Origin of the sequence: Rhodanobacter thiooxydans (assembly GCF_021545845.1) — a bacterium.
Lineage (GTDB): Bacteria > Pseudomonadota > Gammaproteobacteria > Xanthomonadales > Rhodanobacteraceae > Rhodanobacter.
Window position 1 is genome coordinate 3155924 of record NZ_CP088923.1, and the last position, 24798, is coordinate 3180721.

At 68.8% G+C, this 24798-nt stretch carries 26 protein-coding genes; 19 read left to right on the top strand and 7 right to left on the bottom strand.

The genetic code is table 11. The annotated features are described in order from the left end of the window. The first annotated feature begins 1 nt into the window (after window position 1). The 11 genes from LRK53_RS14400 to LRK53_RS14450 all read left to right on the top strand — a co-directional run bounded on the left by LRK53_RS14400 (window position 2) and on the right by LRK53_RS14450 (window position 11362). Window positions 2-610, top strand: coding sequence for a TetR/AcrR family transcriptional regulator (locus LRK53_RS14400; RefSeq protein WP_235642343.1), 609 nt, complete (start codon window positions 2-4; stop codon window positions 608-610). Between the two features lie 46 nt (window positions 611-656). Then, window positions 657-1082, top strand: coding sequence for a hypothetical protein (locus tag LRK53_RS14405; protein ID WP_081666555.1), 426 nt, complete (start codon window positions 657-659; stop codon window positions 1080-1082). Window positions 1083-1151: 69 nt separating this feature from the next. Continuing rightward, window positions 1152-2147, top strand: a complete 996-nt coding sequence (hlyD, locus tag LRK53_RS14410; protein ID WP_185754588.1) for a secretion protein HlyD — start codon at window positions 1152-1154, stop codon at window positions 2145-2147. 1 nt (window position 2148) lies between these two features. Continuing rightward, window positions 2149-3918 carry an ATP-binding cassette domain-containing protein gene (locus LRK53_RS14415; protein ID WP_027491944.1) on the top strand — a complete coding sequence of 590 codons (1770 nt, stop codon included), beginning with the start codon at window positions 2149-2151 and terminating at the stop codon, window positions 3916-3918. Next, window positions 3915-5084 carry an ABC transporter permease gene (locus tag LRK53_RS14420; protein WP_235642344.1) on the top strand — a complete coding sequence of 390 codons (1170 nt, stop codon included), beginning with the start codon at window positions 3915-3917 and terminating at the stop codon, window positions 5082-5084. The genes LRK53_RS14415 and LRK53_RS14420 overlap by 4 nt, the downstream gene beginning before the upstream one ends. Window positions 5085-5089: 5 nt before the next feature. Continuing rightward, on the top strand, window positions 5090-6208 hold the full coding sequence (locus LRK53_RS14425) for an ABC transporter permease (RefSeq protein ID WP_027491942.1): 1119 nt from the start codon (window positions 5090-5092) through the stop codon (window positions 6206-6208). Window positions 6209-6238: 30 nt separating this feature from the next. Next, a complete protein-coding gene (locus tag LRK53_RS14430) occupies window positions 6239-7753 on the top strand; it encodes an efflux transporter outer membrane subunit (RefSeq protein WP_027491941.1) in 1515 nt (504 codons plus the stop codon). Then, complete coding sequence (locus LRK53_RS14435) at window positions 7746-8354, top strand: hypothetical protein (protein ID WP_027491940.1); 609 nt, start codon at window positions 7746-7748, stop codon at window positions 8352-8354. The genes LRK53_RS14430 and LRK53_RS14435 overlap by 8 nt, the downstream gene beginning before the upstream one ends. 112 nt (window positions 8355-8466) lie before the next feature. Then, entirely contained in the window at window positions 8467-9888 is a 1422-nt protein-coding gene (locus LRK53_RS14440; RefSeq protein ID WP_027491939.1) for an MBL fold metallo-hydrolase RNA specificity domain-containing protein, read from the top strand. After that, complete coding sequence (locus tag LRK53_RS14445; protein WP_027491938.1) at window positions 9885-10739, top strand: LOG family protein; 855 nt, start codon at window positions 9885-9887, stop codon at window positions 10737-10739. Before LRK53_RS14440 ends, LRK53_RS14445 begins: the two co-directional genes overlap by 4 nt. A gap of 149 nt (window positions 10740-10888) precedes the next feature. Continuing rightward, the gene (locus LRK53_RS14450; RefSeq protein WP_037089152.1) at window positions 10889-11362 is read left to right on the top strand and encodes a cytochrome c; all 474 of its coding nucleotides are present in this window, start codon (window positions 10889-10891) and stop codon (window positions 11360-11362) included. 43 nt (window positions 11363-11405) lie between these two features. Here the strand turns inward: LRK53_RS14450 and LRK53_RS14455 are convergent, their stop codons facing one another. From LRK53_RS14455 to LRK53_RS14475, 5 genes are all read right to left on the bottom strand, one after another. Next, entirely contained in the window at window positions 11406-12785 is a 1380-nt protein-coding gene (locus tag LRK53_RS14455) for an ATP-binding protein (RefSeq protein WP_027491936.1), read from the bottom strand. Next, entirely contained in the window at window positions 12782-13456 is a 675-nt protein-coding gene (locus LRK53_RS14460; RefSeq protein ID WP_027491935.1) for a response regulator transcription factor, read from the bottom strand. Before LRK53_RS14460 ends, LRK53_RS14455 begins: the two co-directional genes overlap by 4 nt. Window positions 13457-13504: 48 nt before the next feature. Beyond that, window positions 13505-14056, bottom strand: coding sequence for a cytochrome b/b6 domain-containing protein (locus tag LRK53_RS14465; RefSeq protein ID WP_037089150.1), 552 nt, complete (start codon window positions 14054-14056; stop codon window positions 13505-13507). A 26-nt stretch (window positions 14057-14082) separates the two neighbouring features. Further along, window positions 14083-14355, bottom strand: a complete 273-nt coding sequence (locus LRK53_RS14470; protein ID WP_027491934.1) for a PepSY domain-containing protein — start codon at window positions 14353-14355, stop codon at window positions 14083-14085. Between the two features lie 260 nt (window positions 14356-14615). After that, a complete protein-coding gene (locus LRK53_RS14475; protein ID WP_027491933.1) occupies window positions 14616-14828 on the bottom strand; it encodes a hypothetical protein in 213 nt (70 codons plus the stop codon). A 144-nt stretch (window positions 14829-14972) separates the two neighbouring features. Here LRK53_RS14475 and LRK53_RS14480 point away from each other — a divergent pair, with 144 nt between their 5' ends. The 7 genes from LRK53_RS14480 (at window position 14973) to LRK53_RS14500 (ending at window position 21361) form a co-directional block, all read left to right on the top strand. After that, complete coding sequence (locus tag LRK53_RS14480) at window positions 14973-16454, top strand: MBL fold metallo-hydrolase (protein ID WP_235642345.1); 1482 nt, start codon at window positions 14973-14975, stop codon at window positions 16452-16454. A 217-nt stretch (window positions 16455-16671) separates the two neighbouring features. Further along, on the top strand, window positions 16672-17895 hold the full coding sequence (locus LRK53_RS14485; RefSeq protein ID WP_221174178.1) for a hypothetical protein: 1224 nt from the start codon (window positions 16672-16674) through the stop codon (window positions 17893-17895). 23 nt (window positions 17896-17918) lie between these two features. Continuing rightward, window positions 17919-18050, top strand: a complete 132-nt coding sequence (locus LRK53_RS19250) for a hypothetical protein (protein ID WP_255324831.1) — start codon at window positions 17919-17921, stop codon at window positions 18048-18050. 104 nt (window positions 18051-18154) lie between these two features. Continuing rightward, window positions 18155-18283 carry a hypothetical protein gene (locus LRK53_RS19255; protein ID WP_255324830.1) on the top strand — a complete coding sequence of 43 codons (129 nt, stop codon included), beginning with the start codon at window positions 18155-18157 and terminating at the stop codon, window positions 18281-18283. 173 nt (window positions 18284-18456) lie between these two features. Beyond that, entirely contained in the window at window positions 18457-18705 is a 249-nt protein-coding gene (locus tag LRK53_RS14490; RefSeq protein ID WP_027491930.1) for a hypothetical protein, read from the top strand. A gap of 56 nt (window positions 18706-18761) precedes the next feature. Next, complete coding sequence (locus tag LRK53_RS14495) at window positions 18762-19664, top strand: c-type cytochrome (RefSeq protein WP_235642346.1); 903 nt, start codon at window positions 18762-18764, stop codon at window positions 19662-19664. Further along, complete coding sequence (locus LRK53_RS14500) at window positions 19664-21361, top strand: cbb3-type cytochrome c oxidase subunit I (RefSeq protein ID WP_027491928.1); 1698 nt, start codon at window positions 19664-19666, stop codon at window positions 21359-21361. The genes LRK53_RS14495 and LRK53_RS14500 overlap by 1 nt, the downstream gene beginning before the upstream one ends. Window positions 21362-21519: 158 nt before the next feature. Here the strand turns inward: LRK53_RS14500 and LRK53_RS14505 are convergent, their stop codons facing one another. Both LRK53_RS14505 and LRK53_RS14510 read right to left on the bottom strand, forming a co-directional pair. Next, window positions 21520-22911 carry a ferredoxin reductase family protein gene (locus tag LRK53_RS14505; protein WP_235642347.1) on the bottom strand — a complete coding sequence of 464 codons (1392 nt, stop codon included), beginning with the start codon at window positions 22909-22911 and terminating at the stop codon, window positions 21520-21522. A 219-nt stretch (window positions 22912-23130) separates the two neighbouring features. Continuing rightward, window positions 23131-23694 (bottom strand): cytochrome b, encoded by a 564-nt coding sequence (locus LRK53_RS14510; protein ID WP_235642348.1) that lies wholly within the window; start codon window positions 23692-23694, stop codon window positions 23131-23133. Between the two features lie 204 nt (window positions 23695-23898). On the opposite strand from LRK53_RS14510, the gene LRK53_RS14515 reads away from it, so the two are divergent. After that, the gene (locus LRK53_RS14515) at window positions 23899-24660 is read left to right on the top strand and encodes a cyclic nucleotide-binding domain-containing protein (protein ID WP_235642349.1); all 762 of its coding nucleotides are present in this window, start codon (window positions 23899-23901) and stop codon (window positions 24658-24660) included. The last annotated feature ends 138 nt before the right edge of the window (window positions 24661-24798 follow it).

Below are 24798 nucleotides of genomic sequence, written 5' to 3' on the forward strand. Positions count from 1 at the left end.
CATGGACATCCAGCGCAAACACCTGCCTGCGGACGAACGCCGCGCGGTCACCATCGAGGCGGTCATCAAACTGGCGGCCGAGCAGAACCCCAGCGAGATCACCACCGCGGCGATCGCCACCTCGATGAAGCTGACCCAGGGCGCCCTGTTCCGCCATTTCCCGAGCAAGGACGCGATCTGGCAGGCGGTGATGGAATGGGTGGCCGACCATCTGCTGGCGCGGGTCGAGCGCGCGGCACGCGACGCTCCCGGCCCGCTGGCCGCGCTGGAGGCGATGTTCATGGCGCATATCGCGTTCGTCGCCGAGCACGCCGGCGTGCCGCGCATGCTGTTCGGCGAGCTGCAGCGGGCCGAGAACACCGCCGCCAAGCGGATGGTGCAGACCATGATCCGTCGCTACGGCGAGCGCCTGCGCACGTTGATCGAGGAGGGCAAGGCTGCCGGCGAACTGGACCCGCAGCTGGACCCGACCGCGGCGGCCACGCTGTTCATCGGCAGCATCCAGGGCCTGGTTATGCAGGCGCTGCTGGCCGGCGATACCCGCCACATGCGCCAGGAAGCGGCGGGCGCGTTTGCGATCTACCGGCGCGGCATCGCGCGTGCCGCATGAAGCGCTTTCCATCCTGCCGCCGGGACACCCCGACGAACCGAGGACCATGAAGATGACCGCTCACCCGCAACGCAGCGTTTGGACCTGGCTGATGTCCCTGTTCGCCATCGGCTTCGGCCTGCTGACCCTCCGGGAAGGCGGCGCGGTGCTGTTTGTCGACGGCGCCGCGCGCCACGCCGCCGGCCACTACGTGCCGTTCGTGGTCTGGTTCAATTTCCTGGCTGGGTTCGCCTACGTCATCGCTGGCATCGGGCTGTGGCTGCGTCGGCGCTGGGCGGCACGGCTGGCGCTGGCCATCGCCGTCGCCACGGCGCTCGTGTTCCTCGCCTTCGCCATGCATGTGGCTCTGGGTGGCGCCTGGGAGCACCGCACGCCGATCGCCATGACCCTGCGCACGATGGTGTGGATGGGCATCGCGATCCTGGCCCGGCGCCTGGCAGCAACCGCTGCGCCGGCGGCGCCCGCGCACTGAACACTCCCCTCTCAAGCGGAACCCCGTCGCGATGAAAATGCCGCCCCCCCCACTGGAAAGACCCGCTGGATCGTGATCGCCGTCGTCGTGATCGCCATCGGTGGCGCACTGGCGTTCTGGCGGTTGCACGACCATGGCGACCAAAATGCGTTGCGCCTGTACGGCAACGTCGACATCCGCGAGGTGGAGCTGGCCTTTCGCCAGCCCGGCCGCCTGACCCACATGGCGTTCGACGAAGGCGACGCCGTCACCACCGGCGCAGTCATGGCGCAGCTCGACGCCACACCGTACCGCGAGAAGCTAGCGGCGGCCGAAGCCGAGCTCCAGGCGGCGCAGGCGCAGCTGGACAAGCTGCACAGCGGCAACCGCCCGCAGGAAATCGCCCAGGCCCGCGAGCAGGTGCGCCAGGCGCAGGCAAGCGCCAACGAGGCCGCGCGCAACTTCGAGCGCCAGAACACCCTGCTCGCATCGGGCGCCAGCAGTCAGCGCCTGGTCGACGCCGCGCGCGCCGCCCGCGACCAGTCCGCCGCCAACCTGGCCGCGGCGCAGGCATCGCTGTCGCTGGCCACCGCCGGCTTCCGCCGCGAGGACATCGCCGCCGGCCAGGCGCGCGTTGCCGCGGCCGAGGCCGCGCTGACCCAGGCGCGCACCGCGGTGGCCGACACGACGCTGATCGCTCCCAGCGACGGCATCGTGATCGCCCGCGTGCGCGAACCGGGCAGCATGGTGGCGAACAGCACGCCGGTGTACAGCCTGAGCCTGCGCGATCCGGTGTACCTGCGGGCGTATGTCGACGAAGCGGAGCTGGGCCGCATCGCACCGGGCACCAAGGTACGCATCCATACCGATTCCTCCACCACCGTCTATCACGGCCAGATCGGCTTCATCTCGCCGCGCGCGGAATTCACGCCGAAGACGGTGGAGACTACCGACCTGCGAACCGACCTGGTCTACCGCCTGCGCGTGGTGGTGTCCGACGCCGACCAGGGTCTGCGCCAGGGCATGCCGGTGACGGTCGACGTCGACACTGCCGGTGCGGCCGGCAAACCCGCGCGTGGAAGCTGAGATGAGCCCGCAGCCAGCCAGCGACGCTTCGCGCGAGCATGGCGACAGCGCTGCCGTGGTGCTCGACCATGTCGGCAAGCGCTTCGGCGAGGTCCGCGCGCTGCGCGAGCTCAGTGCAACGATCCGCTATGGCCGCCTCACTGGCCTGGTCGGCCCCGACGGCGCCGGCAAGACCACGCTGATGCGGATCATGACCGGGCTGCTCGTACCCCATGCCGGCAGCGTCACCCTGGCCGGCTTCGACGTGGTCAAGGACAACGACGCCATCCACGTCGCCAGCGGCTACATGCCGCAGCGCTTCGGCCTGTACGAAGACCTGTCGGTGATGGAGAACATGCACCTGTACGCGCAGTTGCGCGGCATGGACGCGGAGCGCAACGCCGAGCTGTTCGCCGAGCTGCTCGACTTCACCCGGCTCGGACCCTTCACCAAACGCCTGGCCGGCAAGCTCTCCGGCGGCATGAAGCAGAAGCTCGGCCTGGCCTGTGCGTTGATGGCGCGGCCCAAGGTGCTGCTGCTGGACGAGCCTGGGGTGGGCGTCGACCCGGTTAGCCGCCAGGACCTGTGGCGCATGGTGCAGGCGCTGACCGACGAGGGCATGGCCGTGGTCTGGTCGACCGCCTATCTGGACGAGGCCGAGCGCTGCGCGAGCGTGCTGCTGCTGAATCAGGGGCAGCTGCTGTTCGATGGCCCGCCGCAGCAACTCACTGCGCAGCTCGAAGGCCGCAGCTTCCGCCTCGAAAACGTCGGCGCCGAGCGCCGGGCGGTGCTGACCGAAGCGCTCGACCTACCCAGCGTGAGCGATGGCGTGATCCAGGGCGCCGGCGTGCGCGTGGTGCTGCGCGCGGGCGCCGGCACGGAGCAGATCCAGTCGCTGGCCGATCGGGCGCGGGTAGAGCTGGCGCCGGTGCCGGCACGCTTCGAGGACGCCTTCATCGACCTGCTCGGCGGCGGCCCCGGTGGCACCTCGACCCTGGCCGAACGCCTGCCGCCGGTCGAACTGGGCTCCGACATTGCCGTGTCCTGCCGCAATCTCACCAAGCGCTTCGGTGCCTTCACCGCGACCGACAGCGTCAGCTTCGAAGTGCACAAGGGCGAAATCTTCGGCCTGCTCGGCCCCAACGGCGCCGGCAAGTCGACCACTTTCAAGATGCTCTGCGGCCTGCTCAAGCCGACCGCGGGCGAGGCGCATGTGGTGGGCCTCGACCTGCGCCGCGCCACCGGCGCGGCCAAGAGCCAGCTGGGCTACATGGCGCAGAAGTTCTCACTCTACGGCCTGCTCTCGGTGCGGCAGAACCTGGAGTTCTCGGCCGGGGTTTATCAACTGGAAGGCAACACGCGACGCGAGCGCATCGAGGAGATGATCGCGACCTTCGACCTGGGCGACTGGTTGCCCGCCACGCCCGATTCCCTTCCGCTCGGGCACAAGCAGCGCCTGGCACTGGCCTGCTCCCTCATGCACAGGCCGCCCGTGCTGTTCCTGGACGAACCCACCTCGGGCGTGGACCCGATCACCCGGCGCGAGTTCTGGACCCACATCAACGGGCTGGCGCGCAAGGGCGTGACCATCATGGTCACCACCCACTTCATGGACGAGGCCGAATACTGCGATCGGGTCGCCATGCTCTCGCAGGCGCGACTGATCGCGCTGGACACGCCCGATGCGCTCAAGCGCATGGCCGCCAGCCCACAACGGCCCGATCCGACCATGGAGGACGCCTTCATCCACCTGGTGGAATCCACCGAGCGCGAAGCGGAGGCTGCCGCATGAACGCCGCCGCAAAGCGCAACGACCGGAATGGCGCGATGCCGGCCGGGTTGCGTCGTTTCGACCTGCACCGCCTGATGGCGCTGGTGGCCAAGGAAAGCCACCAGGCCCTGCGCGACCCGTCGACGCTGCTGATCGCGTTCGTGTTGCCGGTGGTGCTGCTGTTCCTGTTTGCCTATGCGGTGTCGCTGGATGCCAAGGAGGTCCGCATCGGTGTGGTGCTGGAATCGCCCGGCGCGTCCGCCCAGTCCCTGGCCGCCGCTTTCACCGGCACCCGTTTCCTCGATGCGCGCGTCGTGCAGGACCGGCGCGAAGTAGCCGACCAGCTGGTCTCCGGCGACCTGCGCGGCTACGTGGTGATCCCGCAGGATTTCGAGCAGCGCCTGGCCCGGCGCGGCAGCGAGCCGCTGGTGCAGATCATCACCGACGGCTCCTACCCCAATACCGCCAACTACGTCGAGAACTACGCCCGCGGCGTGGTGCAGACCTGGCGCGCCGGGCTCGGCGCCGCATCGCCCGTGCAGGCCGTGGTGCTGGAGCCGCGCTACTGGTTCAACCCCGAACTGGAGAGCCGCCGCGCGCTGATCCCTGGCGCCATCGCCATCGTCATGACCATCATCGGCACCATGCTCACCGCGCTGGTGGTGGCACGCGAATGGGAGCGCGGCACGATGGAGGCGGTGCTCTCCACGCCCGCCTCGGTGGCCGAGATCCTGATCGGCAAGCTGCTGCCCTATTTCGTGCTCGGCATGCTGTCCACGCTGGGCGCCGCGGCGCTGGCCGTGTTCGTGTTCGGCGTGCCGCTGCACGGCTCACTGGCGGCATTGCTGCTGTTGTCGGCGGTGTTCATGGTGCCAGCGCTGGGTCAGGGCCTGCTGATCTCGTCGTTGGCACGCAACCAGTTCCTGGCAGCACAGATAGCACTGTTCACCGGCTTCCTGCCGGCCTTCATGCTGTCGGGTTTTTTATACGAGATCGACGCCATGCCGGCGCCGATCCGCGCCATAACGAGGCTGATCCCGGCGCGCTATTTCGTCGAATCGCTGAAGACGGTGTTCCTGGCCGGCGACATCTGGGCGGTATTCGTGCCCAACCTGCTGGCGATGACGGCCATCGGCGCGGTGTTCTTCGTGCTGGCCAAGCGCGCCACGCGCAAGAACCTGGAGTAGCGCCCATGTCCGGCTCCCTGCTCAGCTTCACCCGCCTGCGCGCGCAGTTCGTCAAGGAAGTCCTGAGCATCCTGCGCGACCCGCGCAGTCGCATGGTGGTGTTCGTGCCGCCGATCCTGCAGCTGCTGGTCTTTGCGTTCGCCGCCACGCTCGAGGTGCGCAACGTCGATATCGCCGTGTACAACCAGGACGCGGGTCGCTGGTCGTACGAGCTGGTGCAGCGGCTGGACAGCGCCCATTTCATCACCCGCGTCCGGCACGTGGACAGCGAGCGGCAGCTGCGCCAACTGATCGACCGCGGCGAGGTCATCGCGGCGCTGGCCATTCCGGCGGATTTCTCGCGGGTGATCGCCGCCGGAGGCAGCGGCCGCGCGCAGGTGCTGGTCGATGGCCGGCGCAGCAACTCCGGCCAGATCACCGTCGCCTATCTCTCGACCATTGCCGCCGAGGTCGGCGCCTTGGTCGTGCCGGGCGCGCAGGCGCCGAACCCGGTGGTCGTGCGCCACTGGTTCAACCCGAACCTGGTCTATCGCTGGTTCATCGTGCCCGGCCTGACCGGCATCCTGGCGCTGTTCAGCGCGCTGCTGATCACCTCGCTGTCGATCGCACGCGAACGCGAGCTGGGCACCTTCGACCAATTGCTGGTGTCGCCCACCTCGACGCCGGAAATCATCATTTCCAAATCGCTGCCGGCGCTGGCGATCGGCACCCTGCTGGGCCTGTTCATGATCAGCGCGGGCGTGTTCCTGTTCGGCATCCCCTTTACCGGCTCGTTTGGCCTGCTGCTGGCGAGCCTGCTGCTGTTCATCCTGTCGGTGGTCGGCATCGGGCTGATGATTTCCGCGGTCAGCGCGACGCAGCAGCAGGCCATCCTCGGCGCCTTCGCCATCGGCGTGCCGGCGGTGCTGATGTCCGGCTTCGCCACGCCGGTGGAAAACATGCCGGTGGCGCTGCAATGGATGGCGCAGGCGATTCCGCTCACCCACTTCCTGGTCATCGTCGAAGGCACCTTCCTCAAGACGATGCCGGCGATGGACGTCCTCGCCAACCTCTGGCCACTGGCCGTGATCGCGCTGGTGACGCTGACCCTGGCCACGCTGCTGGTACGCAGTCGCCTGCAGTGACCGCCCCAAGCCATGCATGAAGGAGTTGCCATGACCCGCTCATCGAATCGCCGCTGCCGTGTGCCACGCGTGGCGGCCGTCGCGCTGGGCACGCTGCTGCTCGGCGCGTGCGCGGCAGGCCCCGACTACCGCGAGCCGCCGAAGGTCGACACCGGCAGCGGCTGGACGCAGCCGGACACCGCCGCGCAGGCGCCAGCCGCCCTGTCGACCTGGTGGACCTCGCTGGGCGATCCGACGCTGGAGCGGCTGGTCGCCGCCGCGTTGTCGGACAACCTCGACGTGCGCCAGGCGCAGGCGCGTATCGCCGAGGAGCGTGCCCTGCGCGATCGCGCCGCCGGCGGCTACGCGCCCTCCGTCGGCGTCAGCGGCAGCGTGACCCGACGCCGGCAGAGCAAGAACGGTCCGCTGCCGATCGGCTCCATTCCCGGACTGGCACGGGACCAGACCATCCATGACGCCGGCTTCGACGCCGGCTGGGAAATCGACCTGTTCGGCGGCACCCGGCGCGCCGTACAAGGTGCCGAGGCCAGCATGCAGGCCACGCAGGAAGATGCCGCGGGCGTGCGCATCAGCGTCGCCGCCGAAGTGGCGCGCAGTTATCTCAGCCTGCGCGGCGCGCAACGCGAACTGGCCGCACGCGAAGCCTCGGTGCAGGCGCTCGCGCAAACGGCCGACCTCGTCGGCAAACGCTTCGACGCAGGTGACGCGGCGCAAGCGGATGTCGATGCCGCGCAGGCGCGGCTGGACGCCGCCGCTGCCGGCCTGCCTGCCATCCAGGCGCGCCTGCGTGCCGCGGCACTGGGCCTGGGCGTGTTGCTGGGCGCGCCGCCCGAGCGCGAGCTGGCCCTGCTCGACACGACCGCCGCGGAGATCACGCTGGCGCCGATCCCGGTCGGCCAACGTGCCGACATCCTGCGTCGCCGGCCGGACGTGCGTGCGGCCGAGCGACGCCTGGCGGCACGCAACGCCGACATCGGCGTGGCGACGGCGGAGCTGTTCCCGAAGCTGTCGATCGGCGCCAGCGGCGGCTTCCAGGCACTGGATGCGAGCCAGCTGTTCGACTCGGCCAGCCAGCGGTTCTCGATCGTGCCGCTGATCTCCTGGCGCGTGTTCGATGGCGGCCGCGTACGCGCGGAGATCCGCGCCAGCGAGGCACGCGAGCAGCAGGCCGCGTTCGCCTACGAGAAGGCCGTGCTGGCGGCGCTGGGCGATGCGGAGCGCGCACTGAGCGACTACCAGTTGGACCTGGACGCGGTGCGACGCCAGCAGGCCGCACTCGACGCCGCGCGGCGCAGCTACGTCCACGCGCAGACGCGCTACGCCGCCGGCGACATCGCGCTGACCGAGCTGCTGGCCGAAGAGCGCGTGCTGCGCGACGCCGAAGACGGCTACGTGCGCACGCATACCGCTGCCGCGATCGACCTGGTGGCGCTGTTCAAGGCGCTGGGCGGCGGCTGGGATTCCGCCGCCACCGCCGATGCGCGCGGCAAGGGCGTAGCCGGGCCGCAGCCGCCGGCACGACACGAGGAGCCACGCCGTGGGTGAAGGGCTGCCGCGGCAACCCCTGCGCGGACATGGCCCGCGCGCCGCCGGCGCGCGCCGGGCCGGCACGGCGCCGCGGCGCATCCATTCCGGATGCCCGCGATGGGCCCTGCTCGTGTTCCTGCTGGTTGCGGCGTTGGCCGGAGCGCCGCCGTCCAGCGCGCACGCCGCGGCCGGGGACACGCACCGCCCCCGCGCCGCCGCCCAGCGTCAGCTCCAGCTCGACCGCGGCCAGCGATGGCCTGCCGATGCCGCGCTGCGCGAAGGCATGCGGCGCATCCGCGCGGTCGCGCTCTGGATGCAGCAGGCGCAGGCCGACGGCCCGCTGTCGGTACGGCAATCGCGCGCCGCCACCGCGTCGATCGAAGACAGCGTGGCCGTCATCGTCGACCATCCCCCTCGCGGCAACGGCATGGACGCCAACCTGAACCTGCTGCTCGGCCGCGTGCTCGCCGCCGACGGACTGCCGCAACTGCTCGACGCCCTCGAGTTGTACCCCCGCTACTTCGCCGATCCGGACTGGCAGCCGCTGACGGCCAGCGCGCCGGCCGGCCACGGACTGCCCGACGCCACCCGGGAATCCACGCATGCCACGCAACCCTGACCCACTCGACCACGGGCCGTGCATCCACATCGAGGCGGCGCTGTCCACCCTGCCCTTCCTGCCCGGCAGCCGCCCATTCCGCCTGCGCGACTGAACCGACCTGGAGACCCCCATGCAGATCACTTTTCTCGGTGCCGCCCGCGAAGTCACCGGCTCATGCTTTCTGGTGGAGACCTCAACGACAAGCTTTCTGGTCGACTGCGGCATGTTCCAGGGCGGGCGCGAAGCCGCTCAGCGCAACCAGCAACCGTTCGGATTCGATCCGCGGGAGATCGACTTCGTGCTGCTGACGCATGCGCATATCGACCACAGCGGCCTGCTGCCGAAACTGACCCGCGCCGGCTTCCGCGGCGCGATCCACGCCACCGCGGCCACCGCCGACCTGCTGCAGGTGATGCTGCCGGACAGCGCCCACATCCAGGAAATGGACGCGCTGCGTGCGCAACGCAGCGCCGCCAGGTCACGCGACGCGCAGGTAGCGACCACGCCGCTGTACACCTTGCACGACGCCGACGCGTGTCTGCGCCAGGTACAGCCCCACGGCTACGGGCGCGAGTTGCAGCCACACGCGGACGTCAGCTGCCGCTTCCGCGGCGCCGGCCACATCCTGGGTTCGGCGATCATCGAGGTCTGGGTCAGCGAAGGCGAGCGCACCACCAAGCTGGTGTTCAGCGGTGATCTCGGGCAACCCGGCCGGGCGATCCTGCGCGACCCGACGCCGATCACCGAGGCGGACATCCTGTTCGTCGAATCGACCTACGGCAACCGCCTGCACCAGGACCTTGCCGCGACACGGGATGAGCTGATCGAGGTGGTCGAACGCACCCTTTCCCGCGGCAACGTGATCGTGCCGGCCTTCGCGGTGGGCCGTACCCAGGAGGTGCTGTACCACCTGCACCAGTTGAGCCGGGAAGGAAGGCTGCGCGACCTGCGGATCTTCGTCGATTCGCCGATGGCCACCGAGGCCACCCGGATCACGCAGCGACACCTGGATCTGTTCGACGAGAACGCCACCCGCCTCGCCGACTGGCACGCGCTCGGCAAGGATCTGCCCTACCTCAAATTCACCGCCAGCGTGGAGGAATCGATCGCGCTCAACCAGATCCGTTCCGGCGCCATCATCATCTCCGCCAGCGGCATGTGCACCGCCGGCCGCATCAAGCATCACCTGCGGCACAACCTCGGGCGCGCTGAATGCAGCGTGCTGATCACCGGCTTCCAGGCCCAAGGCACGCTGGGCCGGCGGCTGGTGGATGGCGCCAGCCAGGTGCGGATCTTCGGCGAGGACATCCCGGTGCGCGCCTCGATCCACACCGTCGGCGGGCTGTCCGCGCACGCCGACCGGAAGGCGCTGCTGGCCTGGACCGCCGGCTTCGCGCGAGCGCCGGCGCAGACCTTCGTGGTGCATGGCGAAGAGACGGCGGCACAAGCGCTGGCCGACGGGCTGCGTGCGCGTCCCGGCTGGAACGTGACCGTTCCCACGGCGGGCCAACAGGTGCACTGGCATGGCGGCAAGCTCGGAGTTCCGGCATGAACGGCACCGACGAGAGCAAGCGGCGGGAGCAGGCAATCGTGCACGGCGAGGCCTACCGGCTGGCGCAGGAGGACATCGAGTTCCTCGCCAGCGACGAACTGCGCGGCGTGCGCCTGCAACTGGAACTGCTCAAACCCGAAATCGCCCTGCACGAACACGCCATCCGCTCGACCGTCGTGGTGCTCGGCAGCGCACGAACCTGTTCGCCGGAGCAGGCCCAGGCCGACGTGGTGCGGCTCGCGGCTCGCGCGCAGGCCGATCCCGACGAGCCGGGGCTGGCGCGCGAACTCGCCGCCGCACGGTGCCGGCTGGCCAGCGCCCGCTACTACGAGGAAGCACGCCGCTTCGCGGAAATCGTCTCAAGTCGCTTCCAGCGCGAGGGTCGCCGCGATTTCGTGGTGGTGACCGGCGGCGGGCCAGGCATCATGGAAGCCGCCAATCGCGGCGCCCATGAGGCGGGCGCGCGCTCGATCGGGCTCAATATCACGCTGCCGCACCAACAGCGGCCCAACAGCTGGATCACCCCGGAGCTGGCCTTCCGCTTCCATTATTTCGCCGTGCGCAAAATGCACTTCATGATGCGCGCGAAGGCGCTCGTCGCCTTTCCCGGCGGGTTCGGTACGCTGGACGAGTTGTTCGAAGTACTGACCCTGGTGCAAACCGGCAAGATGCCACGCCTGCCGATCGTGCTGGTCGGCAGCGCCTTCTGGCGTCGCGCCTGCGACCTGGAGTTCCTGCTCGAACAGGGGATGCTCGACGCCCGCGACGCCGAACTGTTCAGCGTGGTCGAAAACGCCGAACAAGCCGTGGCCACCATGCATGCGTTCTACGGCGGCGAGCCGCCGGCCTGAGCGCCACGAACGCTGCCGCCTTTTCGCCGGCAGCGGCGCGGGTCGCCCGCTTGCCGCACCCTGCCGCGAGAACCGGCGTGCAGTGCGGATCGCACGGCCAGCTTGCCATGCAGACACCCGTCAACACCCAGCCCCAGAGGAGATCGCCCATGTCTTTCACGCCACGCACCACGACGCAACGCGCCGCCATGGCCCTGGCCAAGATCCTGGCCGGCAGCGTGCTGCTGCTGCCGGCCAGCGCAGCGAATCCGCCGGATCAGGCCACGCCGCTGGCGCTGACCGCGATCATGCGGGACCTGGGCAAGGACATGCAGGGTGCCACCGACGGTATCGCGCGCGAAGACTGGCCCGCGGTGGCGCAACGCGCAACGCGCATCGCCGACCACCCGCAGCCGCCGCTGGCGGAGAAGCTGCGCATCCTCGCCTTCATGGGCAAGGACGCCGGCCACTTCCGCGACTACGACCGCCAGTCCCACGACGCCGCGCAGCAGCTGGCGCAGGCCGCGCAACGGCAGGACGGCGCTTCGGCGATCGCGGCGTTCGCCAACCTGCAGGGCGCCTGCCTGGGCTGCCACCAGCGGTTCCGCCAGCCGTTCCGGGAGCATTTCCAGGGCCAGCCATGAGTTGCCGGCGAGCCGTAGCGATGGCGGCGTGGCCTGCGCAGGCTCACGCGTAAACAGGCGCATGCGGCGCGTCGGTCGCGACGCGCGGCAGGCTGAGGCTGACCCGCGCGCCGCCGAGCGCGGAACGACCGAACGCCAGCTCGCCGTGGTGCAGGTGGGCGATCGCCTGGGCGATCGACAGGCCCAGCCCGCTGCCCTCGCCCACGCTGCCCTCGGGGCGGTGGAAGCGCTCGCCCAGCCGCGCCATGTCGTCCGCCGCAAAACCGGCGCCGCTGTCGTTGATCTCCAGGCTCACCCGCTCGTCGCGGCCACCGACGCGCACATTCACCTGGCCGTGCGCGGACGCATGGCGCAACGCGTTGTCCAGCAGATTCTGCACCAGGATGCCAAGCAGGCTGCGGCTGCCCAGCACGAAGTCGTTGCCGTCGTGATCCAGCGACAACTCGATGGAGCGCGCCGCCGCGCGCTCGCTGGCGTCGCGCAAGGCGGCTTCGGCCACGCTCGCCAGACGCAGCGGACCGGCGTCGTCCAGCTCGGTCAGCTTCTCGACCCGCGCCAGCATCAGCAGCTGGGCCACCAGCCGCTGCATGCGGTCCAGCGCATCCTGCGCGCGCTGCAGGTGCCGCGCGCGGGCCGCCGCATCCTCATCGTGCCCGGCCAGGTCCAGCTCCAGCCGCAGCGCCGCCAGCGGGTGGCGCAGTTCATGCGCCGCGTCGGCGGTGAAGCGGCGCTCGTGCTCGAGGCTGCGTTCGAGTCGCGCCACCAGCCGGTCGATCGCCTCGGTGAGCGGCGCCAGCTCGACCGGCACCCGCGCATCGGTGAGCGAGACGCCTGCCGCGTGGGTGTCGGCGGATAGCCGCCGGGTCAGCTGGCGCAGCGGTTTCAGCCCGCTGCGCAAGCCGGCGAACACCATCGGCGGCACCAGCACCAGCAACGCCAGCAGGGACAGCAGCGCCGGCGCCAGCAGCTTGCGCATCAGCTCGTCGCGCTCGTCCAGCGGCGCGCCGACCTGGATCCAGTACTTCTGCTGCGCATCCCAGCGCTGGAACACCCGCCAGCGCCGCTGCGCATGGGTGACCGTGTGCAGGTGCGCGCCGCCCGGATCGAACTCCAGCGCGGGCAGCTCGGTGCTGCCTGCCAGCAGCCGGCCACGCGCATCGCGCACGGTGATGGCGGGCCGATGCGCGGTGGCGTCGGAGTCCAGCACCGGCCGATCCGGCAGCTGCGCCGCGACACCCGACAGCGGTGCGGCCGGCATCACCGCCAGCACGCTGGCCGCACTGCGCACCAGCATCTGGTCGAAGATCTCGTCGACCTCGTGCAGGCTGCGCCAGGCCAGCCAGCCGGCGGCGGCGCACCACACCAGCACGATGCCGGCCACCAGCCGCAGCACCAGCCGCCGGTTGAGCGAGGGGCGCATCATGCGGGCTGGCCGGCGGGCGGGTTGATCGCATAGCCGATGCCGCGCAGGGTGCGGATCCAGCCCGGCCCCAGCTTGTGACGCAGATGATGGATGTGCACCTCCACCGCGTTGCTGGCCACCTCGCGATCCCAGCCGTACAGCGCGTCCTCCAGCTGCTCGCGCGAATAGGCGCGCCCGGGGCGCCGCACCAGCATCTCCAGCAGCGCGTACTCGCGCGCGGTCAGCTCCAGCGCCGCCCCGGCCAGCGTGGCGCTGCGGGCGGCCGGGGTGACTTCCAGCGACCCCAGGCGTATCGCCGGCTCGATCTGGCCGTCGGCACGGCGCAGCAGGGCGCGCAGGCGGGCGGCCAGTTCGTCCAGGTGCACCGGCTTGACCACGTAGTCGTCGGCGCCGGCATCCAGCCCGGCGACGCGGTCGGCGAGTTCGTCGCGGGCGGTCAACAGCAGCACCGGGGTGGCGTCGCGGCACCTGCGCATGCCGGCGATGATGGCCGGCCCGCTGCTGCGCGGCAGGTTCCAGTCCAGCACCGCGGCAGCGTACGAGGTGTCGGTCAGCGCGGCGGCGGCCTGCTGGCCGTCGGTGATCCAGTCCACCGCATAGCCGAGCTGGCGCAGGCCGTCGGCCAGCGCCTGCCCCAGTGCTCGGTCGTCCTCGGCTAGCAGGATGCGCATGGCCCGATTCTAGTCAGCAACCCGCGCGCCCGCCGGTCCTGAGGCAATTCATCGCACGCCTGCATCGCCGCCATCATCGTGCTCCAGCGCGCGCTTGCGACCGTGGATCATCGCGGCGACCAGGTTCTCGCTGTAATGGACGCTCTCGCCCACCGCCGCCAGCGCGTGCAGCACCACCAGCCCCAGCACGCCGTAGGCCAGCAGCTCGTGCAGTTCCTCCAGCCAGCCGGCACCGAAGAACGTGTCGGTGGTCTGCAGCCAGCCGCTGACACCGACCAGCAGCACGCCGGCGAGCAGGGCCAGGATCATCACCGCCGCCGCCGGGTTGTGCCCCAGCTGCCGCCGCGAGCGTCCGGCCAGGCGTTCGCGCAGGTAATCGCGCACGCGGCGCGGGCCGGGCACCCAGTCGCTGAAGCGTGCATGCCGCGTGCCGACCCAGCCCCAAGCGAAGCGCACGCCGAGCAGGGCCAGCACGGCGTAGCCGATCCCGCGATGGACCAGCTCGCCGCCATCGGTGAAAAAATTGGCGAGGAACAAGCCCGCCAGCGACCAGTGAAACACGCGTACCAGCGGATCCCATACCTTGACCGTGGCGTTCATGGGCCTGTCCTCGCTCGGGTGCTCGATCAGCCGCCCTTCTGCTTGACGATGCGGCCGTCGGTGGGGTCGAAGTAGATCTCCACGTTCTTGCCGGCCTTGTTCTTGCCGTAGATCTCGTAGCAGTTGCCCGAGACCTGGAACTCCTTGATGGTGTAGCCCTGGTCGAGCACTTTCTGCTTCATCGCCGCTTCGGTCAGCCATTGCGCACGCGGCGCATTGGTGCATTGCGGGGCGGCGAAGGCAGACGCCGACAGCGCGGCGGCGGCGAGGAACAGCGGTGCAATGACGGTGCGTTTCATGTTGCGTCTCCGGTATCGGCAGGATTGCCTTGGACGGCATTGCAACCGGGGCGGCTTACGCGGGTCTTAAGAACCCGCGGCGGTACGCATCAGGCTGCCGGGCGGGCTGCCCCCGGCAGCACAAGCGCCGCCCGGTCGCGCCCTGCGTGCCTGGCTTCGTGCAGCGCGGCGTCCGAGCGCCGGATCGGATCCTCGGCGCCTTCGCCGGCGGCGGCGGGCCACGCGAAGCCGCGAAACGCATCGAGCAGGCGTGCCGCCAGCTACAGCCCACGGCCGAGGCGCAACCACCGCGCATCGGCGCCTCCGCCGGCCAGCGGCGAGATGTCGGACAATACGAAGCCGATCGCCGCGCTCGCCGTCATCGCAGCCTGGTCCGGCCACGCCGTGGTCAGCAGCGGCCAGTTCCACCACCTGGCCAGCGCGATCAGCGCCACCGCGAAGATGAGCAGCGCGGCGACTCGCGAGAAGCGCAAGAACCCCTGCACAACGCCCGAATCGTGATGGAAAACCACTGTGCTCACGGCGACGCCACGCGTGCCGGGGAAGCCTGTCGCTACCTTTGCATGGCAGTACGTCGGCACGAGACACACCACGGCACAGTCGGCGGGAGCCCAGAATTGACGACGATCAACCCGGCGGCCGGGGTACCCTGCCAGGGTCTGCCGCCGGCCGGGCGCACGGCCACCACCCGCACCATCGAGGAACGCATGATCATCTACAGCTGCCACGGCGCCGCGAAACAGGTCACCGGCTCCTGCCACCTGATCACCTGCAACGACCGCCGCGTGCTGGTCGACTGCGGCATGTTCCAAGGCAGCGACGAGGTCGAGCGCGCCAACGCCGAGCCGTTCGGCTTCGATCCGGCCGGCATCGACGTGCTGCTGCTCACCCATGCCCACCTCGATCACTGCGGCAGGATCCCGCTGCTGGTGCGTCAGGGTTTTCGTGGCCGCATCCTGACCACCGCCGCCACCCGCGAGCTGGCGCGGGTGGTGATGCTGGACGCCGCCGGCCTGCAGGAAGAGGATGCGCGCCGCGCGCAACGCAACAACCGCCGCAGCGAGGCGGTGGCGCTACCGCTGTACACGCTGGACGACGCGCTGCACGCGCTGGACTTCTTCGGCGCCGACATCGGCTACGACGAGACCGTGCAAGTCGTCGAGGGCATCAGCGCACGCTTCCTCGACGCCGGCCACATCCTCGGCTCGGCTTCCGTCCTGCTCGAGCTGGATGACGGCAAGCAGCGTCGCCGCATGCTGTTCTCCGGCGACCTGGGCAACCCGGGCCGCCCGCTGCTGCGCGACCCGACGCCCGCGCCGCCGGCCGACTACGTGGTGATGGAAAGCACCTACGGCGACCGTCCGCACCGCTCGGTGCCCGATTCGGTCGACGAGATGTACCAGGCGATCCGCGAAACGGTAAATCGCCGCGGCAACGTGGTGATCCCCACCTTCGCGCTGGAGCGTACCCAGGAAATCCTCTACTACCTGCATCGCGGCATCCTCGATGGCGCGATCCCGCAGCACGTGCGGGTGTTCCTCGATTCGCCGATGGCGATTTCCGCCACCGAGATCTTCCGCCGCCATCCGGAAAGCTTCGACGAGCGATTTCTGGACGAACTGCGGCACGGCGACCCGTTCGCCATGCCCGGCCTGCACTTCACCCGCGAGACGGCCGAGTCGATGGCGATCAACAACATCGACGGCGGCGCGGTCATCCTGGCCGGCTCGGGCATGTGCAACGGCGGCCGCGTGCGCCACCACCTCAAGCACAACCTGTGGCGCGAACGCAGCAGCGTGGTGTTCGTCGGCTACGCCGCGGAAGGCACGCTGGCGCGGCGGATCATCGATGGCGCCGCCAGCGTGCGCGTGTTCAACGAGGAAATCCCGGTGCGCGCGCAGGTATGGACCATCAACGGCTTCTCCGCCCACGCCGACCAGCCATCGCTGCTGGCCTGGCTGGGCGACGCGCCGCGGCGCCAGGTGTTCCTGGTGCACGGCGAGTACGAGCGCGGCATGCGGGTGATGCAGGAGGCGCTGGAAGCGCGCAGCGTCGCCGTCCAACTGCCCGGGTTGCACGAGCCGATCAAGATCGACTGATGCCCGTTGGCGCGCCGATGTACGCCGCCGGATGCGGCGGGCAGACCGCGCCGCCGGCACGGCGGTCGCGGTGCGATCCGCCGGCCGGCGCCATGCCTCGCAATTCACCGAGGTCAAACGCGCGAGCCCGGGCGCCCATAGACTGGATCCGCCGCGACAGTGGATTCGACCAGAGGCGAAGGCGGCAGCCCCAACAGAGCTTTGGGAGCGACTCACCATGCAACGGACCATCTCCCCGCCCCTTCCCGTGCGTAACGCCCATGCCGGGAGGTCGGCGTCACCGTCCCATCACCACACCGGCCGCCGGCACCTGCTCCGCGCGATCCTGCGCAGCGCGCCGTTGCTGCTGCTGGGCGCCTGGCTGGCGCTGCTGCCGACGCAAAGCGCGTCGGCGATGCCCGAGTTCGCGCGCCGCTACAACCTCAGCTGCGCCGCCTGCCACTCCGCCTTCCCGCGCCTCACCAAGTTCGGCGAGCTGTTCATCAAGAACAACATGCGCCTGCCGAACTGGATGGAAACCGCCGACCAGCTCGGCGACGACCGGCTCGCGCTGCCCGATCACGTGCCGCTTGCCATCCGCGCCCAGGCTTACGTGCAGGCCCGCCAGGGCAAGGCGATCGATCCGGTCAGCGGCGCCCGTCAGTCCGCGACGACAGATTTCCAGTCGCCGTACCTGCTCAAACTGCTGTCCAGCGCGCCGCTGAGCAAGGACATTAGCTATTACTTCTACGCGATCATGGCCGAGAAGGGCGGCAACGGCGAGATCGTGGTGGAGGATGCCTGGTTTCGCCATGCCAACCTCTTCGGCAGCGGCATGATGCTCGGCCAGTTCTCGCTGTCCGACGCGATGTTCCCGCGCGAGATCCGCCTGCCGTTCCAGGACTACATGGTGTACTGCATGGCCGGCATCACCTACGACCGCGGCGTGCAGTTCGACCGCGACGTCGGACCGTTCGGCCTCACCCTGGGCTTCACCAACGGCAACGGCATCACCGACAACTTCAAGATCAACGGCACCGGCTACTCGCGCCCGGACCGGATGTTCGACAACGACAACTCCAAGACCACCTTTGCCCATGTCGCCACCGACATCGGCCCGGTGGCCGTGGGGCTTTTCGGCGCCCGCGGCAAGCAACGCGGCGCCGCCGGCCCGGCCGGCATGGACAAGAGCCGGCGCAATACCGACAAGCGCGTCGCCGGCCTCGACGCGTCCGGCGACGTCGGCGCCGACGCGCACTGGTACGCGCAATACCTGTGGAACGACTGGCGCGGTTTCCTGCACGCCGACCCGACGCGCGACTATCGCTGGAACGGCGGCTTCACCGGCCTCGACTGGATTCCCAACGAGCGCTGGCCTTCTCGGCGCCGTACAACTACGCCGGCGCCGGCGACTTCGCGCGCACCAACACCATCTACGAAGGCATCGCCATCAACAGCCTGAGCCTGACCGCGTCCCACTACTTCATGCGCAACGTCAAGGGCATCGTCGAGGTCAACCTCGACTTCAAGAACAAGACCAAACCGACCGGTCCCTACTTCACCGGCCACTTGAGCCGCGAGAACTACATCCTGTTCGGCTTCGACACCGCGTTCTGACATGCCTGCCCGCCTGTTCCCGATGCGCCCTTGGGCCCACGCCGGCGCGCCCGGCGCCAGCGGCAGTATCGACGGACCGCTTGCCGCCGGCCCCGGCGCCAACCATGCTGCAGCGCCGGCTGCGCCAGCTGCAGGTGCTGCAGGAACTGCTGGACGAGGGGCTCATCAGCCCGGCCGAGGAACAGCGCGTGCGCCGACGGATTTTCCAGCTCGGCGACGACGCAAAGGATTAGCCACACCCGCACGACGATGGTGCGTCGAAATCGCGCGTCCGCTTGACCTGGGTCAGGCCTGTGCGCAAATGCCACACCTAGTATTCACTCGCCTTGCACGCGAATCCCTCGGGGAGGGTTTCGGTGATTCCTGTGCTATCCGACGAGGCTCGAACCCACTGGGGGGAAATCGCATGACGCAACGGATCACGGATCTGACGCTTTCGGTGCTGGCCTGCGTGGCAGCAACCCTGCTGTCCTGGCCATTCTGGCGCAACTTCGAGTATTGGCCCGAATCGCATCTTGCATGGTGGATTTACTTCATCACCGGCTTCGTGCTGGCGGTGTACGTGTTCTACGTCTTCATCGGCAGCCTGCGCATCCTGTTCCTGCACGACACCCAGGAGCAGGCCGCCACCACCGTCAAGGACAAACTCTCATGAGCTGCGGAATCGGCGGTAGCAGTTGCGAGACGCCCCGGCGCCGGGGTGCATTTCTGGTGTTGGCCATCCTGGCCCTGATCTTCATCGTGTTGTCGATCTTCTCCTTCATGAAGTCGCGCAATCAGGTAACCCCGGACACGGTTTCCTTCGGCCACTATCAGGCGGCCGACGGCAAGCGCGTGTTCCAGGCCTACAACTGCATGGGCTGCCACACCATGGTCGGCAACGGCGCCTACCTGGGGCCGGATCTCACCGAGGAATACAAGCACGCCGGGCCCGCCTGGCTGGCGGCATTCCTGCCGTCGGCCGGCGGCTGGCCGACGACGGCGGCGGTACGCGCGCAGTTGCAGGACCCGAACCAGTCGGCCGACACCGGCACCGACTCGATCGATGCCTATCTGAAGAAGTTCCCGGGCGCCGCCGAGCGCATCGAACGGCGCGGCGGCGGCACCACGATGATGCCGAACCTGCCGCTGACCAAGGACGAGATCGGCCAGCTGATCGCCTACCTGAAGTACACCTCGGCGATGAATACCGAAGGCTGGCCGCCGAAAGTGGAAGTGGACGGGTTCGACCACCGCGTGCAGCTTGCGCACGGCATCGTCGCCACCGCCCAGGCGGCTCCGGCCCCGACGGCGGCGGCACCGGCAGCCGCCGCCGATCCCGTGGCGCACGGCGCGCAACTGGTCAAGGACAACGGCTGCGTGGCCTGTCACGCCGCCGACGACAAGAAGCTGGTCGGACCCGGCTGGGGTGGCCTGTACAACTCGAAGGTCAGCCTTGCCGACGGCAGCACAGTCACCGCCGACGACGCCTACCTGCGCGAATCGATCCTCCAGCCCAACGCGAAGATCGTGGCAGGTTACCCGGCCAGCGTGATGCCCGCCTATGGCACCTTGCTCAAGGACGATGAAGTCAACGCCATCGTGACCTACCTCCACTCCCTGGAGAAGCAGTGATGCAGATCGAATTCCAGACCCAACGGCTGAGCATGCGTTTCTTCATGCTGATGCTGGTGCTGTTCGTCATCCAGGTCGGCTACGGCCTGCTGCTGTCGGTGCAACAGACCGACCCGACCGTGCTGGCGGGGGTGATGAACTTCAACGTCGCCCGCGCCGAGCACCTCAACCTCGGCATCCTGTGGATCCTGTGCGGCTTCATCGGCGCGATCCTGTTCGTCGGACCGCTGCTGGCCAAACGCGAGATGGTCGCGCCGTGGCTGATCAAGCTGCTGTTCTATGCCTTGATCGTGATCGTCGTATGGAACTTCTTCACCCTGCGCCTGGCCCAGGTCGGCATTGCCGGCTGGTGGCATGGGCAGCCGTGGCTGCAGCAGGGGCTTGAGTACCTGGAGGCGGGTCGCATCGCCGGCATACTGGTGCTGGTCGGCTTCGCGATCCTCGCCTACGTGGTGCTGCGCACGTTCCCGCCGGTGCGCCAGTGGAACGAGATCCACTGGGGCCTCGGCCTCGGTGTCAGCGCGCTGATGGCGGTGTGGGTGTTCGGCCTGTTCTACGTGGCACGGCTGGACCTGCAGGAGTACTTCCGCTGGTTCGTGGTGCACTACTGGGTCGAGGGCGTGTGGGAAGTCATCCACATCACCCTGGTCGGCTTCCTGCTGGTGCTGATGTTCAAGGTCGACGTCAAATCGGTGGGCTTCGCCGTGTTCTGGGGCGTGGCGCTGGTGTGGCTGTCCGGGCTGATTGGCAACGCGCACCACTATTTCTGGATCGGCACGCCGGCGTTCTGGCAGTTCTGGGGTTCGGTGTTCAGCGCGCTGGAGCCGCTGCCGCTGGTGTTCTGCTTCTGGCACATCTACCTCGACGCGCACGTCAACAAGCGCCCGCTGGAGAATGCGCCCGCGTTCTACTTCATCCTGGGCTCGGTGGTGCTGGAGCAGATCGGTGCGGGCATCCTGGGCTTCAGCATGACCTTCGCGCTGACCAACGTGTGGTCGCACGGCACCTGGGTTACGCCGGGGCATGGGCACCTGGCCCTGTTCGGCACCTTCGGCATGCTGGGTATCGCAGCCGCTTACTTCGCGGTGCCGATCATGCGCAAGGTCACCAACTACGACCAGCGCCTGGGCAAGCTCGGCTTCTGGCTGGTGCTGACGGGCATGCTTGGCATGGCGTTCGCCTTCAACGTGGGCGGCACCGTGCAGATCTACGTCTACCGCATCCTCGGGCTGGACTGGTTCGGCGGCGACGTCGCGCGTGCCATGGGCGTGTTCAAGCTGCTGCTGCCGCTGTTCGGCGTCGTCTTCGCCATAGGTGCGCTGGTAGTGGCCTACGACCTGATCACCCTGGGTCGTCGCCTGGCCGTACCGGCGGGCATGGATGCGCACGGCGGTCCGGCGGACGTCCACCCGGCCACCCGCTGGAGTCGCCCGCTGAGCGGCTTCGAAGCCGGCATCTGGTTGCTGATGATGTGGGTGTTCGGCACGATCATCACGCTCGGCCTGCTCAGCTTCAACCTGCCGCGCGTGCGCGTGGCTGGCGACCCGACCCTGCCTTATCTGCTGGCGGGTATTGGCTACCCGGGGCTGATGCTGGTGACCCTGCTGTTCGTATGGCGCTTCCTCGCCTCGATGGAGGCACGCGCGAGCGCGGCGAGCACACCGTCACTGTTGAGAGTGCTGCCCGCACAAGCCTGAGCGCAGGCGGGTCCCTGAATACCGTGAGGTGAAGCAACAGGAAAGGCCGTCGGGGGAAACCCCGGCGGCCTTTTTGCTGGTACTCGTTCATCGAATTCAGTCTCACGCCGCCGGCGCCACCGCATCGATACCGGCCCCGGCACGCCGACAGGCGCGACCTAGCGCATCGCGAAGAGCTCCTGGTGGAAACGCCGCTCCACCGGAAACCCGTGCCTGGCCAGGTCATGCTTCAATGCCTCGCCAAAGCCCGCCGGCCCGCAGAACCAGATACTCGCCTCGCGCCATTCGGGCACGACAGCCCGTATGCGTTCGCCCGTCAGGCGGTCGTCGCGTGCGTCGATCAGCACGTGCAGCCGCACGTCGGCGGAGCGGGCGTCGCCCGCCAGCCGGTCGAGCGCTTCGTCATCGACGTCCGCGGTGCTGTGGAAGAGATCGATCTTCTGGCCTTCGGGCCAATCCCGATCTTCCTTCTGCCAGGCCATGTGCTTCATGCGCCCGATGAAAGGCGTGATGCCGATGCCGCCGCCGATCCAGATCTGGCGGGCGCAGCCGTCATCGAACGTGAAGCACCCATAGGGCCCCTCGACCCTCACCGCCTGCTCGACGACGCGAAGCTTCTCGTGCAGGCGGTGCGTGTGGTCGCCCAGATCCTTGACCACGAAGGTGATCCTGGAGGTCTCTTGCCGCCAACCGGACGCGATGGTGTAGGGATGCGCGCCATCCGCGGCGCCCGCGGTGAGGAAGGCGAACTGCCCTGACTTGTGGCCAGGCCACCCCTGCACCTCGGTTTCGATCTCGAGCGAATCCACCCCGGCGAAAAGATGCAGGGCGGTGATTCTTCCCGCCACCTGCGAGCGCGCGCCCACCCGGCGCAGCAGCACCACGATGGCCGCCCAGCTGCCGCAGGCGAGCAACACCGCGGCCAGCCAGCCGATCGGCGTCGCCCAGTGGTGGAACTCCATCAGCACGACCGCATGGAAAACCAGAGCGAGATAGCCCACGGCAAGCAGGCGGTGCGTCTTGTAGAACAAGTGGTACGGAAAACGCCGGATCAGGGCCAGCGCGATCAGCACGACGACGGCGTAGAAAACCCATTCGCCCACGCTCTCCGCGGCGCCGCGCTGGCTCGCCAGCAAGGATGCCATCGGGTTCTCCGGCGCACCCTGCGCGCCATGGTCCGGGGGCTCCAGCCAGCCCCAACCCACTGCCCATTTCGGCCCTTGCGCCCACAGCCCGTGGATGATGGCGACGACCAGCACGGAGATGCCGAGCCATTTGTGCATGCAGTACATCTTGTCGAGGCCGCCCAGCCACGCCTCGGGCCATCGCGGCCGGAGCGCCGGGACCATCGCCAGGCTCATGCACCCGATCGCGACGAAGCCCGTCAGTTGCACCATGGCGTCGCGCAGGCCGAAAAAAGTGCTCGACCGGAAAACGGTGGGCTCGGCAACGAGCCACAGCAGGACCAGGAAAGCGAGAGCCCCCAGAATGCACGCTTGAGATTGCGCATGTGGCACCCTCGAAGCTGTCGCGATGCGGAGTCGCTCCACGGGCCGCCGACACCCCCGCGTTCGCCGTGTACCGCTCCCCCTGCGGATGCTGCTGATGCCGGCGGCATCGACGCACGGTTTCACAGCTTGTGAGGAGAATCACTTCCTGTGGTTTTCTTCGATCGCGAGTCCGCTACACGCCCGGACTCGCTCACATGAAACAGTCGCCTGCATGACTGTTCCATGGCTGGCCCGAGAAGTCGAGAAATTCACCACCTCTCACGACGCCGGCCGGCCACGTCGCGGCAGCATGCGCAGCAAGGTGTTGTCCCGGCTCACGTAGTGGTGCGCCAGCGCAGCCGCCGCGTGGAGGCCGACCAGGTAATAGCCCACCGTGCCGATGGTCTCGTGGAGCTCCTCCAGCGAGTCGGCGAAGGCCTTGTCCGGCCCCACCAGCGCCGGCCATTGCATGCCGAAGAACGGAATCGGCTTGCCCTCTGCGCTGAGCACCAGCCAGCCGAGCAGCGGCATCAGGATCAGGAAGGCGTACAGCGCCAGGTGCATCAGCGCGGCCAGGCGCTCCTGCCACACCGGCAGCACCGGCCGCACCACCGGCCTGGCCCCGGACACGAGGCGGATCACCAGGCGCACGAAGACCAGCACGAACACGCCGAGGCCCAGCATGAAGTGCCAGCTCTTCAGCCCCTCGCGCAGCTCGCTTCCGCGCGGGTAGGACTCGCGCAGCTCGATGCAGGCATACACGGCAACCAGCAGCAGCAGCGTCAGCCAGTGCATGCCGATCATCAGCGCGCCGTAACGCTCCGAAGTGTTCTTCCAGTTCATGGCGACCTCTGCGGGTGGAGGCGGGCGACGCCACCCCGCCGGCACGCAGCCCCGGGGCGCGCCGACAGCCTACGACAGCGCGCACGTGCGCCATTTGACCGCAGTCAAATACGCGGAATTCGCATGTCACCGTGCTAACGTTCAAGCCTGCCCAGGCGCAAGCCGGTTCACAGGCGCCTTTCCCCCAGCTTTGCGAGGGCGTTGATGGTTTCCGAAGCCAGCATATTCGACCTGAACCAGCTGCGGCGCAGTTGCTCCTCCTGTGCACTGGGCGAGCTTTGCCTGCCCGCCGGCATCGACCGCACCGATCTGGACCGGCTGGACACCACGGTGCGCGACAAGCGCACGCTGGACCGCGGTGGCGCACTGTACCACGACGGCGACCCGTTCGAGGCGCTCTACGTGGTGCGCTCCGGCTCGCTCAAGACTTTCGTGCAGGACGAGAGCGGCGACGTGCAGATCCTCGGTTTCCACCTGCCCGGCGAAATTGTCGGTTTCGACGCGCTGGCGCTGAACCGGCACGTCAGCCAGGCCGAGGCGTTGGAACGCAGCAGCATCTGCGAGCTGCCATACGGCCGGCTGCAGCAGGTCGTCAGCGAGGTGCCGGCGCTGCAGCGCCAGCTGATGCGGGTGATCAGCCGCGAGGCGATCGAAGAACACCGCCACCTGGTGATGATGGGCCGGCAGCAGGCGCAGGAGCAGCTGGCGATCTTCCTGAAGAGTCTGGCCGACCGCTACCAGCGGCTGCAGCGCGACGGCATCGCACTCTCCCTGCCGATGTCGCGCTACGACATCGCCAACTATCTCGGCCTGGCGGTCGAGACGGTCAGCCGGCTGTTCTCGCGGCTGGAGGAAATGGGCGTGCTCGAAGTCAACCGCAAGGCGGTGCGCATACTTCGCTCCGACCTGCTCACCGGCCTCTGCCACAGCGGCACGACGTCGACGAAACGGCACGGCGCCGGCTGAGAAAACCGCAAGTCGAACCGTCGCGGACCTGCACGACCCGGCGCCGCGCCGACCGATGCCGCGCGCGGCGGTTCGCCCGCAGGCACGCGGCGCGCACCTGCGTTCTGGCGATTGACTGAAATCAACTCGGGCCGTCGC

Bases quoted from the DNA above. Each gene is read 5' to 3' on its own strand.
- LRK53_RS14400 (WP_235642343.1), top strand. From the start codon at position 2: ATGGACATCCAGCGCAAACACCTGCCTGCGGACGAACGCCGCGCGGTC.
- LRK53_RS14405 (WP_081666555.1), top strand. From the start codon at position 657: ATGAAGATGACCGCTCACCCGCAACGCAGCGTTTGGACCTGGCTGATG.
- LRK53_RS14415 (WP_027491944.1), top strand. From the start codon at position 2,149: ATGAGCCCGCAGCCAGCCAGCGACGCTTCGCGCGAGCATGGCGACAGC.
- LRK53_RS14420 (WP_235642344.1), top strand. From the start codon at position 3,915: ATGAACGCCGCCGCAAAGCGCAACGACCGGAATGGCGCGATGCCGGCC.
- LRK53_RS14425 (WP_027491942.1), top strand. From the start codon at position 5,090: ATGTCCGGCTCCCTGCTCAGCTTCACCCGCCTGCGCGCGCAGTTCGTC.
- LRK53_RS14430 (WP_027491941.1), top strand. From the start codon at position 6,239: ATGACCCGCTCATCGAATCGCCGCTGCCGTGTGCCACGCGTGGCGGCC.
- LRK53_RS14440 (WP_027491939.1), top strand. From the start codon at position 8,467: ATGCAGATCACTTTTCTCGGTGCCGCCCGCGAAGTCACCGGCTCATGC.
- LRK53_RS14445 (WP_027491938.1), top strand. From the start codon at position 9,885: ATGAACGGCACCGACGAGAGCAAGCGGCGGGAGCAGGCAATCGTGCAC.
- LRK53_RS14450 (WP_037089152.1), top strand. From the start codon at position 10,889: ATGTCTTTCACGCCACGCACCACGACGCAACGCGCCGCCATGGCCCTG.
- LRK53_RS14455 (WP_027491936.1), bottom strand. From the start codon at position 12,785: ATGATGCGCCCCTCGCTCAACCGGCGGCTGGTGCTGCGGCTGGTGGCC.
- LRK53_RS14460 (WP_027491935.1), bottom strand. From the start codon at position 13,456: ATGCGCATCCTGCTAGCCGAGGACGACCGAGCACTGGGGCAGGCGCTG.
- LRK53_RS14465 (WP_037089150.1), bottom strand. From the start codon at position 14,056: ATGAACGCCACGGTCAAGGTATGGGATCCGCTGGTACGCGTGTTTCAC.
- LRK53_RS14470 (WP_027491934.1), bottom strand. From the start codon at position 14,355: ATGAAACGCACCGTCATTGCACCGCTGTTCCTCGCCGCCGCCGCGCTG.
- LRK53_RS14485 (WP_221174178.1), top strand. From the start codon at position 16,672: ATGCAACGGACCATCTCCCCGCCCCTTCCCGTGCGTAACGCCCATGCC.
- LRK53_RS19250 (WP_255324831.1), top strand. From the start codon at position 17,919: ATGCGCAACGTCAAGGGCATCGTCGAGGTCAACCTCGACTTCAAGAAC.
- LRK53_RS19255 (WP_255324830.1), top strand. From the start codon at position 18,155: ATGCTGCAGCGCCGGCTGCGCCAGCTGCAGGTGCTGCAGGAACTGCTG.
- LRK53_RS14490 (WP_027491930.1), top strand. From the start codon at position 18,457: ATGACGCAACGGATCACGGATCTGACGCTTTCGGTGCTGGCCTGCGTG.
- LRK53_RS14500 (WP_027491928.1), top strand. From the start codon at position 19,664: ATGCAGATCGAATTCCAGACCCAACGGCTGAGCATGCGTTTCTTCATG.
- LRK53_RS14510 (WP_235642348.1), bottom strand. From the start codon at position 23,694: ATGAACTGGAAGAACACTTCGGAGCGTTACGGCGCGCTGATGATCGGC.
- LRK53_RS14515 (WP_235642349.1), top strand. From the start codon at position 23,899: ATGGTTTCCGAAGCCAGCATATTCGACCTGAACCAGCTGCGGCGCAGT.